Annotated in this window: 11 protein-coding genes and 2 pseudogenes; 2 read left to right on the plus strand and 11 right to left on the minus strand. The window is 64.4% G+C overall.

The annotated features are described in order from the left end of the window. The 7 genes and pseudogenes from APH34_RS14840 to APH34_RS14870 form a co-directional block, all read right to left on the minus strand. Positions 1–1,188, minus strand: coding sequence for an acyl-CoA dehydrogenase family protein (locus tag APH34_RS14840; RefSeq protein ID WP_054901786.1), 1,188 nt, complete (start codon positions 1,186–1,188; stop codon positions 1–3). A gap of 9 nt (positions 1,189–1,197) precedes the next feature. Continuing rightward, positions 1,198–1,758 carry an FMN reductase gene (gene msuE, locus APH34_RS14845; RefSeq protein WP_054901787.1) on the minus strand — a complete coding sequence of 187 codons (561 nt, stop codon included), beginning with the start codon at positions 1,756–1,758 and terminating at the stop codon, positions 1,198–1,200. Between the two features lie 346 nt (positions 1,759–2,104). Next, positions 2,105–2,623 (minus strand): cytochrome c, encoded by a 519-nt coding sequence (locus APH34_RS29750; RefSeq protein WP_054901788.1) that lies wholly within the window; start codon positions 2,621–2,623, stop codon positions 2,105–2,107. 4 nt (positions 2,624–2,627) lie between these two features. Further along, positions 2,628–3,148, minus strand: a pseudogene (locus APH34_RS29755) (methylamine dehydrogenase light chain). 14 nt (positions 3,149–3,162) lie between these two features. Continuing rightward, positions 3,163–3,786 carry a methylamine dehydrogenase accessory protein MauD gene (gene mauD / locus APH34_RS14860; RefSeq protein WP_054901789.1) on the minus strand — a complete coding sequence of 208 codons (624 nt, stop codon included), beginning with the start codon at positions 3,784–3,786 and terminating at the stop codon, positions 3,163–3,165. 3 nt (positions 3,787–3,789) lie between these two features. After that, positions 3,790–4,326: a MauE/DoxX family redox-associated membrane protein gene (locus APH34_RS14865; RefSeq protein WP_054901790.1), complete on the minus strand. Its 537-nt coding sequence runs from the start codon at positions 4,324–4,326 to the stop codon at positions 3,790–3,792. 15 nt (positions 4,327–4,341) lie between these two features. Continuing rightward, positions 4,342–5,490 carry an amine dehydrogenase large subunit gene (locus tag APH34_RS14870; RefSeq protein ID WP_054901791.1) on the minus strand — a complete coding sequence of 383 codons (1,149 nt, stop codon included), beginning with the start codon at positions 5,488–5,490 and terminating at the stop codon, positions 4,342–4,344. 191 nt (positions 5,491–5,681) lie between these two features. Between APH34_RS14870 and APH34_RS14875 the strand changes: the two genes are divergently transcribed. Beyond that, positions 5,682–7,169 carry an aldehyde dehydrogenase family protein gene (locus tag APH34_RS14875; RefSeq protein WP_054901792.1) on the plus strand — a complete coding sequence of 496 codons (1,488 nt, stop codon included), beginning with the start codon at positions 5,682–5,684 and terminating at the stop codon, positions 7,167–7,169. Between the two features lie 59 nt (positions 7,170–7,228). On the opposite strand, the gene APH34_RS14880 is transcribed toward APH34_RS14875, so the two are convergent. The 3 genes and pseudogenes from APH34_RS14880 to APH34_RS30360 all read right to left on the minus strand — a co-directional run. Then, positions 7,229–8,245 (minus strand): ABC transporter substrate-binding protein, encoded by a 1,017-nt coding sequence (locus APH34_RS14880; RefSeq protein ID WP_054901793.1) that lies wholly within the window; start codon positions 8,243–8,245, stop codon positions 7,229–7,231. A 77-nt stretch (positions 8,246–8,322) separates the two neighbouring features. After that, on the minus strand, positions 8,323–9,078 hold the full coding sequence (locus APH34_RS30355) for a methyl-accepting chemotaxis protein (RefSeq protein WP_371263308.1): 756 nt from the start codon (positions 9,076–9,078) through the stop codon (positions 8,323–8,325). A 102-nt stretch (positions 9,079–9,180) separates the two neighbouring features. Then, positions 9,181–10,467: pseudogene (locus APH34_RS30360) on the minus strand (HAMP domain-containing protein); the annotation flags it as partial. Between the two features lie 216 nt (positions 10,468–10,683). Here APH34_RS30360 and APH34_RS14890 point away from each other — a divergent pair. Continuing rightward, the gene (locus APH34_RS14890) at positions 10,684–12,003 is read left to right on the plus strand and encodes a Na+/H+ antiporter family protein (protein WP_054901795.1); all 1,320 of its coding nucleotides are present in this window, start codon (positions 10,684–10,686) and stop codon (positions 12,001–12,003) included. A 4-nt stretch (positions 12,004–12,007) separates the two neighbouring features. On the opposite strand, the gene APH34_RS14895 is transcribed toward APH34_RS14890, so the two are convergent. After that, complete coding sequence (locus APH34_RS14895) at positions 12,008–13,012, minus strand: FecR family protein (protein ID WP_054901796.1); 1,005 nt, start codon at positions 13,010–13,012, stop codon at positions 12,008–12,010. Positions 13,013–13,154 lie beyond the last annotated feature (142 nt).

The following is a 13,154-nucleotide window of genomic DNA, read 5'->3' on the forward strand; positions in this document are numbered from 1 at the left end:
TTAGGAATAGAAGGATGGGGCAGGGCGCTTGCCGCTGAGGGCCCACTCGCCGAGCTCGTGGATGCGGTAATCCACCGGGTCGTGCAGGGTTTGCGTCCTCAGGTTGCGCCAGTGGCGATCGAAGCGCAGCGAGGCATGGGTGGCGCGAGCGCCAGTCACCTCGAACAGACGGTTGCAGATGTCCAGGCCGTGCCGGGTGGCTGCCACCTTGGCGGTGCCGATGGCCAAGGCCAGGTCGCCACGCTCCTCGGCAGTCAGCGCGTGCTCCTTGGCCCAGGCAGCGTCAAGCTGGTGGGCGGCGCGCTCGATCAGCACCCTCACGCTTTCCAGGCCCACCCAGAACTCACCGTAATGGCGCAGCACATAAGGGTCCTCGGCACTGGTGGCGGCACTGGAGCGGAACCATGGCCGGCTTTCCTTGAGGGTGTACTGGCGTGCTTCGTCAAAAGCGCCTTCGGCGATGCCCAGGAACAGGTTGGCAAAGTGCAATTGAGCGATCAGTGGGCGCAGGGCGGCAAACGGAGTGCTCAGCGGGCCTGGGTCGAGCAGCAGTTCGTTGTCCTCCACCCGCACCCGCTCGAACGTAGCGCTGCCGCTGTCGGTCTGACGCTGGCCAATGTTGTTCCAATCGTTGTGCAGGGTGATGCCGGTGCGGCCACTGGGTATCGCGGCGATCAGCAGCTTGCCGCCGGCACGCTCATCCACGGCCGAGGCAATCAGCATTTCCGAGTCGCTGGCGCCGGAGCAGAAGCTCTTCTTGCCGGAGAACTCGCACCAGCCATCGAAGTGCTTGACCACCGTGCGGGTGTCCAGCGGGTTGAGGGCGTTGCCCCAGAACCAGTGTTTGCGCGCGGTCTGTTCGAACCACGGCTGCCATTGATCGGGGCGCGAGAACAGGCGCACGGTGGCCAGCATCAGGTGGTGGAAGCCGAACACGTGGGCCAGCGAGCTGTCGACCCGGGCGAACTCACGCACCACCTCGAAGGTGTCACGCCAGCTGGCGCCCTGGCCGCCAAAGGCCTGCGGGATCGCCAGCGACAGCAGGCCGCTGTCGCGCAGGGCATCACGTTCGGCCTTGGGCGTGCCGCCGTGTTCATCACGCTCGACGGCGCTGTGGGCGAACTGCCCGGCCAGTTCGCGAGCGATGGCCAGGGCAGGGCGCTCAGTGGCAGTTACAGGTGCATTCATGGCCGCTCCTCAGGCGCTCTTGCGCAGCGCATGGTGGGCGCCGAACAGCGGTACGGCGCGCTCGGCAGCCAGACGGATGCGGGCATGCAGGGCATCGCTGGACACCCGGTAGTTGGCCAGCTCGGCTTGGCTTGCGTACACGCCGATCGGCAGGGTCAAGGCTTGCAGGAAGCTGAACAGCGGGCGCAGCTGGTGGTCCAGCACCAGTGCGTGGCGTTCGCTGCCGCCGGTGGCAGCGAGCAGTACGGGCGTGTCGACCAGTGCGTCCTGGCCGATCAGGTCGAACAGGTGCTTGAAGTGGCCGGGAAAGCTCCCACGGTAGACGGGTGTGGTCACTACCAGCAGATCGGCCGTTTCCACCAGACGTAATTGCTGTTCGACTGCTTCGGGCAGCTCGCTGCGCCATAGCGCGGCGCCCAGTGGCCGGGCGATGTCGCCCAGTTCGATCAGGTGAGGTCTGATGTTCAGGTGTTGGCCAAGTTCGGCGAGGATCGCCTCGGTCAGGCTCAAGGTGCGCGACGGGCGGGAAGTGCCGCCGGACAAGGCTACGACGTTCAGGGGGGCGCTCATGGCAGGTCTCCGGTTGAGTAAGCGGGACTTTGCTTGAGCAATCGTCGTGCCGGGTTTCAAATCTCTTGTTAATCAACAGGTTGCGTGCTTTTAACGTCGCTACCCTGTTGCCTTGTGGGCGTTTGGTGTTGATCAGGTGTTGCGCTGCAGACAGTTGGCCGGGTGTTGGCGGCTGTACAGTTGGAAGCGTTATAGAGGATTTATGACGATTAAAAAAAGAATAAGAATTCATATTCTTATGTCTTTGTTGTTAAGCACCGCGCGCACGCCGGGAAAACGGCCAACGAGAACAAGGCGAAAAAAAGCCCGCTGACCGAGCGGGCTGAAGGCACAACGCTTGCGTGATTCAGTGGTTCAGGCCATCGCTGATCACAATGCCCTTGGCCTGCATCGCTTCGATCAATCCGGCCCGCACCGTGGGTAGGTTGAGCATGCTGCGCTGGCGCACCCGGTGCACTTCTTCTGCGCTGTACGGCTGCCAGTGTTCCGGCGAGCTGTTGCCCGCCATGCCGTCACGTGCCAGCAGCCAGTTGAGCAAGTCGGCAATCTGCTGGTCATTGAGCGCCGATTGCGAGATGCCCGGGACCCGCACCAGGAATTCGCGGCCACCCGCCACGCGCAGGAAGTTGCCGACAAAGCCCTGCATGCGCGGGGTGTCGTTGGCCGCCGAGCCCTGGCCGTGGTCGCGGTGGCAGCCGGCGCACTGCAACTGATAGTTCACCGGGGTCGAGTAGCCGGCCTGGGCAATCGGCACCGGCGGTACTTCATTGCCCTGCGCCGGCCGCTGGTTGGGGTTGGGCAAGGTCCTGGCCTGGCCGAGCGGGGCCAGCAGGCTCAAGAGCAGAAGCGCCGCTACACCTTTCACCGGGCTACACCGCCACGCCACGGATGATGGTGACGGTGCAATTGTAGATCTTCGACTCGGCCCCAGGCACCAGTTGATGTCGTTGTTGTTGAACGGGCGATACAGCGGTTGCTCGTCATCATTGCGCGAGCAGGCGCATTGGCCGCAGGCGTGCTTACCGCAACAGTCGTTGTACGAAATGATGTAGTTCTTGCCATCGGCCGGGTTGCGGCAAGTGCCGATCCAGGTCACCAGCGAGGCATCGGTGCCAGGCGGGCAGGAGGTAATCGAGCCGCCGCAGCATGAGCAGAGGAACCCGTCGATCGAGCAGTTGCGCCAGTAGTCGCAACTGGTCGGGTCACCCGGGTCGCCCATTTTCGGCTGTTCGGCGGCCAGCGCCTTGGCGGTACGGTCGATGGGCAGCAGCAGCGGCAACGCGGCACCGGCGACCATCAGTGAACCCAGGCGGGCCAGTACCTTGCGCCGTGACGTGGTGTCGGCGACATGGCGGCTGGAGCGTTCAAACAGTGTGTCGAGAAACTTCATGGTCGGCTCCGCGATCAGTGTTGCGCGCTGTGGGAGTGGGCAGGTTCATGCGTGTGTTCGCCATGCAGGTATTGCTGCAGGCTGGCGCTGCCCAGGTGGACGGTTTCGAACAGGCTGTCGAGGTGTTCGCGGGAGTTGACCAGGCCCTTGGCCCGCAGGGTGCCGGCCGGGTCGATGAGCACGGCATAGGGCAGCTTGCCGATCTGGTAGGCCATGCCGATCTCGGGGCCGACCACGTAGGTGGCGTGCTGCAGGTCGTTGGCCTCGATCAGCGCCTGTTGCTCGGCGAAGTCGCCATCGCTCACATAGATCACGTCCAGGGCGCCGCGGTTGTCCCGGGCGATCGACTTCACGGCGGGCAGCAGTGACTTGCACACCGGGCAGCCGGGGGCGAGGAAGAACAGCAGTTGCGAGCGTTCGCCCTGGTAACCGATGTTCACCGGGCGGCCGTGGCGGTCGGCGGCGGTGACCTGGGGGGCGGGGTCATTGACGGTGACGCCTTTGTCCACCATCAGGGCGCCGGCTGGGGCGATGCGGCCGTGCAGTACGCCAATCTGGCGCACCAGGGCCATGACCGTGAAGGCGACGGCGATCAGTAGCAGCCAGAGCAGGATGTTCGAGGCGACAAGCAGTTGCATGGGTTATCTCCCGGTCAATTTGGCAAGGCGCGGCTGGTTGGCCAGCAGGCCGTCCACCGCTACATGAATCAGCAGTGCCACGGCAGCCGCCGCGATCACCACGAAAATATCCAGGGCGCCCAGGGCGCGTTCGCCCATCGGCAGTGCGGCAAGGCCGGCGAGCAGGGCGATGATCAGGTTGCGCAGCAGCAGAACCGGGCGCAGCGGTTGCGCAGCGCCGGGGCCGGAGCAGCCGCAGTCGATGTCGCGGCGGCCGCGCCAGAGGTTCAGGCCGATGGCGCTGGCGTACAGCACCATCAGCAACACCACGCCCAGCGCCGCCAGGCTGCGCCACGCAGGTGTCAGCAAGGCCAGTGCCAGGGCCAGCTCGGCCAGTGCCAGGCTGACGGTGCTGGCGGGCGCCAAGGCGCTGGGCAGCACCTGGTAGGCGCGCACGATGGCGCTGAAGGCACGCAGGTCACGCAGCTTATGGCTGGCGGCGCTGGCCAGCAGTGCAGCCAGGGCAGTGCTGCTGGCGATTACCAGAACAGGGTCGAGCATGGTCGGTCCTCCCGTTTACCAAGGTGCCAGGGTGAGCACGGGTGTTGCGGCGATCTGGTCCATGGCCCCGGTGTGCTTGCCGCTGGCCAGGTCGAAGAACTGCACGCCGCCTTCCAGGTCGGTGGCGACCAGGATCGGTGCCTTGTCGTGGCTCGCCTGCAGACTCCACACCGGTTTTGGCGACTCCAGCGCGCCCAGCTTCTTGCCGGTCTTGAGGTCGAAGGCCCAGATGGTCGTGCTGGGGTCTTCCCATTTGCCGTCGGTGTGCTGCTCATGCATCAGGGCGTACAGGCGGTCCAGGCCGGGGGCCAGGGCCAATGCCTGCCAGCCACCTGGGGCCCACCCCTGTTTGCGTTCCTCTGCGTTGACCAGCGACCAGGTAGGCAACGGCTTGGCCTTGTCGCCCGCGAAGCTGACCGGGTACACCTCGCCGTGGGTGGTGGTGAAGTAGTAGGTGTCGCCATTGGCAATGGCGCGCTCGTTGAGGCGCACCTTGTTCGGGTCGAAGAACGGCGTTTGCGCGCGCGACACTTCCTTGCCCTGGTCGTCGAGGGTGACCACCAGCAGCTGGCCATCACCGCACAGCGAGGCGAAGCTGCGCTTGCCGACCGGGTAGTTGAGCACGCAGCCGCTGATGGGCACTTCGCTGGCCACCTTGCGGGCCTGGGTGTCGACTACGGTCACTGAGGTCGAGGGCGTAAGGTTGAAGACATAGGCCAGCTTGCTGTCGGCGCTGACCCCCATGGCGTACTTCTCGGTCAGGGTCGAGGCGCGCTTGGCCGGCAGCACTACCTCCCATTCCGGGCGCAGGGTCTGGGTATCCCAGGCCACCAGCACGTCGGTGCGCTCACCGTAGGTACCGCGCGAGTAGAACAGGTTGGCCGAGTACAGGGTACGGTTGTCCGGGCTCAGCGCCGTGGGCGCGACGAAGGCATTGGTGGTCATGCCAAGCATGCGCCTGGCCTTGGGATCGACCACCACCACCTTGCCGGCAATCGGGTTCTTGAAATCCACATCGAGGATGTAGACACGGTGTGGGTCCGGGGGGAACGGCAGGGTGTTGCTGCCGATTTCTTCGGCGGGCAGCTCGGCCCGCACGCTGGTGCTTGCGGCCAGGGCCAAGGCCAGGGCCGCCGAGATGCTGAGCCTGTCGACGCGACGCATTGGCTATCTCCGGTGTTGTTATGGGTTATGCACACATCGCAGTGTGCCGCGTGGGCCAGGGCGGTGATTTGGCCAGCGTGACATTCTCTTGAGGCTCCCTGACAAAACACCGGGCAGGGCTGGCAGGCGGCGGCCGGGCGTTTGAAGATCGGCCGGCACCTTCTTTTGCGCTGCCATCCAGGAGTCATGTCATGAGCGATATCCAGCTGTTACCTGCCGTGGTCGAGTTCCTCGCCAGGCCCCATGGCCATTTCATCGAGGGCCACTACCAGGTGGGGGAGACGGGGGCGTCGATCGACATTCATGACCCGTCCACGGGCGCGGTGATCAGCCGTGTCGCCGAGGCCTGCGAAACCGAGGTCGAGCGTGCGGTACGCAGCGCCCGGCAAGCGTTCAAGGGCGCCTGGGCGGATGTTTCGCCCTACCAGAAAGGTGTTGTACTCAACCGCCTGGCGGACCTGATCGAGGCCCATACCGAGGAGCTGGCACAGCTTGAAACCCTGTGCTCAGGCAAATCGATCAACCTCTCACGGGGCCTGGAAATTGCCCAGAGCGTGGTGTTTCTGCGCTATTTCGCGGGGTGGGCCAGCAAGATCACCGGGCAGACCATGACGCCCTCGATCCCCTCGTTTGCAGGCGAGTGCTATACCGCGTTCACCTTGCGTGAACCGGTGGGTGTGGTGGCGGGGATCGTGCCGTGGAATTTTTCGGTGATGATCGGTATCTGGAAGATAGCCTCGGCCCTGGTGACCGGCTGTACCATCGTGGTCAAGCCCAGCGAGTTCACCCCGCTGACCCTGCTGCGCATTGCCGAACTGGCAACCGAAGCCGGGGTGCCGGCGGGAGCCTTCAATGTGGTCAATGGCCGGGGTGCCGTAGGGCAGCGTCTGATTGCGCATCCGCAGGTGGCCAAGGTGGCGTTCACCGGCTCGGTGCCGACCGGTATCGACGTGGGCAAGGCGGCGATGGCGGCCAACCTTACCCGCGCGACGCTGGAGCTGGGCGGCAAGAATGCAGCGGCGCTGCTGGCGGATGTCGATGTGGACAGTGCCGTGGCCGGCATCGTGCAAACGGCCTATGTGCATCAGGGCCAGGTGTGCGCGTCGCCAGAGCGGTTGTACGTACACCGCAGCAAGGTGGACGAGGTCAGCGCCAAGCTGGGGGCGGCGCTGAAGCAGTTGAAGATCGGCTCTGCGCTGGACCCGCAGGCCCAGTTCGGGCCCTTGGCCAATGCGGCGCACCTGCAGAAGATCCTGGGCTTCTTCGACCGTGCGCGGGCCAGCAACACGGTGGTGTGCGGCGCCAGGGCGGTCGAGCGGCCGGGTTACTTCGTCGAACCGACGGTGGTGCTGGCCAATGGTGCCAACGACCCGCTGCTGCACGAGGAAACGTTCGGGCCGATTGTTTGCGTGCTGCCATTCGATGACGAAGAGCAACTGCTGGCACTGATGAACGACAGCCCCTATGGCCTGACGGCCAGCCTGTGGACCAATGACCTGTCCAAGGCGCTACGGCTGATTCCACGGATCGAGGCGGGGACGGTGTGGGTCAACATGCACACCTTTCTTGATCCGGCGGTGCCGTTTGGCGGGGTCAAGGCGTCGGGGGTCGGGCGCGAGTTCGGCAGTGCCTTTATCGAAGATTACACCGAGTTGAAGTCGGTGATGATTCGTTACTGAGCCTTTCGTCATTGCAACGCGCCGGGGGCGCTGCGCGCCCCTTTCGCGTCATCAGGGCATCAAAGGCCTTTCTCCACCTTGGCTGCCACTTCAGCCGGCAGCCAGGCCTTCCACACATCCGGATTGTTGCGCATGAAGGCCTGTGCGGCCTTGTCTGGCGCCAGGCGCTTCTCGCTCATCTCGGCCAAGGCCTTGTTCAGGCGATTGATTGGCAGGTCGACCTTTTCGAACACCGCCACCAGCTCGGGGTAATTGTCATGGAAGGCTTTGGACACACCGATCGACAGCTTTGCCGGCAATGACTGGCTCCCCCTCGGGTGCGGGTTGTTAGGGTCGGTGAGGGTGGCCCAGGCGGCAGGGTCGAAGGGCGGTTCCTGCAGCCGTACCAGGTCATGTCGGCCCATCAGGGGGGTGGGGCTCCAGTAGTAGAACAGTACCGGCTTGCCACGGCGGATGGCCGAGTCGGCCTCGGCGTCCAGCGCTGCGCCGGTGCCGCTGCGAAAGTTGTTGTACAGGCCGTCGAGCCCATAGGCCTTGAGCTTCTGGCTGTTGACGGTCTCTGAGGTCCAGCCGCTGGGGCTGTTGAGGAAGCGGCCCTTGCCGGGCGTCTCAGGGTCGCTGAACACCTGCGGGTAACGTTTGAGGTCGTCGACGCTGCGCAAGTCAGGCGCCAGCGGCGCCAGGCCGCGGGCGGGGTCGCCCTTGATCACGTAGGCGGGCACCCACCACCCTTCTTCGGCGTTCTTCACCGTATCGCCCAGGGCGAACACCTGGCCTGCCTGCTCGGCCTTGACCCACGCGGGGCTGCGCCCGGCCCATTCCTCGGCGACCACTTGCAGGTCATTGCGCGCCAGCGCGACTTCCATACTGACGGTGCTGCCGGGGAGGGTGTCGGTGGGGTAGCCATACCCGTGCTCGGCGATCAGCCGCAGGATCTCGGTGGTCAGGGCGCCGCTTTCCCAGTTGATGGCACCGAAATGGATGGGCGTGCGCTGCTCGGCGCAAGCTGCACTGTCCGTGCTGGCCAGCCCCGCGGTGAGGAGCAGGGCGGCCAGCAGCGCTGGAATTTTCTTCATCGGGACCTCGTCAATTGCCGTTGCATGGGGTCGGGGCAAGTGTAGACGACGAGGTTTCCGCTGATCCTTGCGCCAGATCAGACGCGGAACTGATCCATCAAGGCCTGTTGTTGGTTGGCCAGGCTGTTCAGCGACTGGCTGACCCGCGCCGACTCGTTGGCCTGGCCCGATAGCGATTCGGTGACATCACGTATGGTCGCGACATTGCTGTTGATTTCTTCGGCTACCGCGCTCTGCTCTTCGGCGGCCGAGGCGATCTGCAGGTTCATGTCGGTGATCACGGTCACGGCCTGGCCGATACGTTGCAGCGCGGTGACCGCTTGGCCGACCTGCTCGACGCCACCCTGGGCCTGGCGGTGGCTGTTGTCCATGGCGCCGACCACTTCGCGGGTGCCGGTTTGCAGTGCCTCGATGACCTGGCGGGTTTCTTCCACCGATTCCTGGGTGCGCTGCGCCAGGTTACGCACTTCATCGGCTACCACTGCGAAACCACGGCCGGCCTCGCCGGCACGGGCGGCTTCGATGGCGGCGTTGAGCGCTAGCAGGTTGGTCTGTTCGGCGATCGAACGGATCACTTCCAGCACCGAGCCAATTTTCTCGCTGTTCTGCGCCAGGCCTTCGACTTCGCTCATGGCCTCGCTCATGTTGGCGGCCAGGGCATCGATGCTGTGGGTGGTGCGGTCGATGACCGCCAGGCCCTCGCGGGTTGCCTGATCGGCATCGCGCGCCGCCTGGGCAGCCTGGGCGGCGCTGCGGGCGACGTCCTGGGCGGTGGCGCTCATCTCGTGCGAGGCGGTGGCCACCTGGTCGACCTGGCGGTACTGCTGTTCCATCCCGGCGCTGGTTTGCGTGGCAATCGCCGACGACTGATCGGCGGTGCCGCGGGCGGCCTGCACCGAGCGTTTCACCTCGGCGATGGTCGGTTGCAGCTTGTCCAGGAAGCGGTTGAACCAGCCGGCCAGCTCGCCGAGTTCGTCGCGCTTGTCGTAGGTCAGGCGGCGGGTCAGGTCGCCTTCGCCACTGGCGATGTCCTTGAGCATTGCCGCTACGCCCAGAATCGGCCGGGTTACGCCACGGGCCATCAGCCACACCAGCAGCAGGCCAGCAATCGCCGCCGCCAGGCCCAGACCCAGCTCCAGCAAGGTCCCGCTGGTGTTCAGGGTATCGAGCTCTTGCTTGAGGGCTTCGGCCGGGCCGGTCAGGGCGTTTTCCGGCACGTCCAGTAGCACGCCCCAGGGATTGGCACCGGGAATAGGCGCGAAGGCAGCGAGCACCTTCAGGCGTTGCTGGTCGTGGTGGATGGTCAACTTGCCCTCGGCCATTTTGCGCACCAGTTCGGCGCCTTTGGCAGGGTCGACCTGGTCGAAGCGCTGGGCCAGCTTGCTGTCGTCGGCACTGTAACCGGCCAGCAGGCCCACCGGGCTGAGGATGCCGACGGTGGTGCGGCCTTCGTACAAGCTGCGGCTGGCCGCTTGGCTCAGGGCCTGCAGGCTGTTGAGGTTGATGTCGATGGACAGGGTGGCGATCACCTTGCCGTTGACCGCCAGCGGGAAGACGATGCTGGTCATCAGCACGCGCTGGCCGTCGATGTCATAGATATACGGTTCTACCACGCACACCTTGCCGGTGCTGCGCGGGCACACCCACCAGGTATTGGCCGGTTGGCCGCTGGGGCCGATGTCGGTGTTTGCCATGTCGTGCTCAGGCAGGGCCATGGCGGTCAGTTGGCCGGCACGCGGTTGCGACCAGTACAGCGCGAAGCGCCCGGTTTCGTTGCTGCCCAGCTCGGCCTTGCCGGCGAACAGGCTGTCCTTGTTGTCCAGGGCGTTGGGTTCGAACACCAGCGACAGGCCAAGCAGGTCGGGGTTGGCCTGCAGGGCGGCGCGTACCTGGCGCGTCATGTCTTCGCGCAGGTCGAAAGCGTCCAGAAAACGCTTTTCCGACTGCTCGCGCAGGAACAGTACCTGGCGGGCGAAACCAGCGCCGTATTGGTAGGCATCCATGAACTGGCGGCGGATGCTCAACGCCTGGAGTTCGCCTTGCGACTCGATGCGTGACTGCGCCGCCTCGGTGAGCATCTGCATGCTGCTGGCCTTGACCAGGTCCGAGCTGTGGTCCATGCGGTACAGCGAAAGGCCGACGAGCAGGGTGACGATGCTGGCCAGGCAGAGACCGGCGAGCAGGGTGATCTTCCACTGGATGGAAAGTTGTCGCAAAGGCATGGGGAGAATCCCTTTTAATAGGAATGTGGCTAGCGACTATGTCGGCGGTCTCGTTTTTTTCTTTATTCGAACGTTCAATTTAAATTTTTTTTTCATCCACGCAGGCTACACCGTCAGTGCCGATGTAACGGCCAGCAACATGGCGTTTTTGACATCTGCCCCCTACTGCTGCAGAGTGCGCGCTTTTTTGTCTGCAGCTACGAGGAAAGCCAAACCATGAATGCAGTGATTGCCGCGGTGGGCATCATGCTGATTCTCAGCCTGTCGCGCGTGCACGTGGTCATCGCCCTGATCGTCGGTGCCCTGGTCGGTGGCCTGGTTGGCGGGTTGGGGATCGAAGGCACACTGAAGGCGTTCAATGGCGGCCTCGGGGGCGGCGCCACCGTGGCGTTGTCGTACGCCTTGCTCGGGGCCTTCGCCGTGGCCATTGCCAAGTCCGGCCTGGCCCACGCACTGGCTGATCGTGCGCTGGCCATGATCGACCGTCAGGGCCATACCCAGGGCGGCAAGGTCAAATGGCTGTTGATCGGCCTGATGCTGGTGGTGGCGGTATCGTCGCAGAACATCCTGCCTATCCACATTGCGTTCATCCCGCTGCTGGTGCCGCCGTTGCTGTATGTGCTGACACGTCTGCGCATCGACCGTCGGCTGATTGCCTGCGTGATCACCTTTGGCCTGATCACGCCCTACATGTTCCTGCCCGTGGGCTTTGGCAACATCTTCCTCAATGAAATCCTGCTGGCCAACGTCGCTCGCGCCGGGGTCGATGTGAGCGGGGTTAACGTCACCCATGCCATGGCCATCCCGGCAGCGGGCATGCTGGCAGGGCTGCTGCTGGCGGTATTGATCAGTTACCGCAAGAAGCGTGACTACGACCTCAAGCGCATCGAGCAAGTCGAGCAGGTCAGCATCCAGTACAACCCGCTGACCCTGCTGGTGGCGGGGCTGGCGATTGCTGCGGCGTTCATCGTCCAGTTGTGGCTGGACTCGATGATCATCGGTGCCATGGTCGGCTTCCTGATTTTCTCGCTGTCGGGCATCGTGCGCTGGAAAGACACAGACGACCTGTTCACCGAAGGCATGAAAATGATGGCCATGATCGGCTTCATCATGATCGCCGCGTCGGGTTTCGCCGATGTCATGAAGGCCACCGGCGAGGTCAGGAGCCTGGTCGAAACCTCGGCGCAATGGATTGACCACAGCAAGGGAGTGGGTGCCTTGCTGATGCTGCTGGTGGGGTTGCTGGTGACCATGGGGATCGGTTCATCGTTCTCGACGGTGCCGATCCTGGCGGCCATTTTCGTGCCGCTGTGTGTGCAGTTGGGCTTCGATCCGCTGGCCACGGTGTGCATCGTCGGCACGGCCGGTGCCCTGGGTGACGCCGGCTCGCCGGCATCGGACTCGACCCTGGGGCCGACGTCGGGGCTCAATGTGGACGGCCAGCACCACCACATCTGGGACACCGTGGTGCCCACCTTCATCCACTACAACCTGCCACTGCTGGCGTTTGGCTGGCTGGCGGCGATGACCCTGTAAGCCGTCAGCCCTTGTCCGGCGGCGAAATGCTGTTGAGGACGGTGCTGCCGTCCTTGCTGCGGGTCAGGTAGACCGGCAGCACCTTGGGCAGGTTGTCTACCAGGCGCCCGACTTCGCGGGTGTTGTAGATACCGCTGATGCGGATGCGGCCGGTGCTGGCGTCGGCCAGCAGCAGCGGTGCATCGAGGTAGCGGTTGATCACTGGCAGCGCCTGGTCGAGGCTGAGGTTGTCGAGCACCAACTTGCCGCTGCGCCAGGCCAGGCTGTTACCGTAGTCGTCGCTTTGCGCCAGCTGCGGCTCGAAGTCCCCTGTGTGGTAAGTGGCCTGCATGCCTGGGCCAAGGCGGTAGCCGCCCGAGCGGTCGTCGCTGCTGACCAGTACGGATCCTTCCACCAGGGTGACCTTGACCTGGTCCTGATACTTCCACACGTTGAACTGGGTACCAGTGACCCGGGTCTGGCCGTGGCCGGCTCGGACGATGAAGGGGTGCAGGCTGTCGTGCTGCACCTTGAAAAACGCTTCGCCGCGCTTGAGGGTGACCTGACGCTGGTCTTTGTAGTTGAGGTAGGTGAGCTCAGTATTGAGGTTGAGCTCGACCGTGCTGCCGTCGCTTAACTCCACGGTCTGGGTCTGGTCGGTGGCGGTGAAGTGCTGGTAGTGGTTGGGCAGCCATCCTTGTTCCCAGCCAACCCAGCCCGCCAGGGGCAGCGCCAGCAGTGCGATGGCTGCCGCCGATGCCAGTGGGCGCCAGCTGCGGGGCTTTACCACCTGACGGGCGGGCGGGTTGAAGTCGATGACCGTGGCGCTGCGTGGCAGCAGGTCGGCGGTTTGCCAGATGTCCAGCATCGCCTGGTACTCGTCCGCGTGGCGCGGGTCCGCCGCCAGCCAGCGGGCGAAGGCCTCGCGCTCGTCCACTGTGCAATCATCGGCGTGCAAGCGCATGCACCACTGGGCGGCGGCGTCGGTGATGGCATCGTCTGTGCTGGGGTTGAGGCGGTCCTGATTCATTGCGGCTCCGGGTTTTGCGCATTCTAACCCTCCAAGGGGCATCCCGAGAACCGAGGTAATGGCGAATGACTATCAGTTATGTGGTTTTTTCGTCGGATTCACAAGGGTTTTCAGCGTTTGAGAACCTTTCGCGGCGTTGTGG

It is taken from the genome of Pseudomonas sp. NBRC 111131, from assembly GCF_001320525.1.
GTDB lineage: Bacteria > Pseudomonadota > Gammaproteobacteria > Pseudomonadales > Pseudomonadaceae > Aquipseudomonas > Aquipseudomonas ceruminis.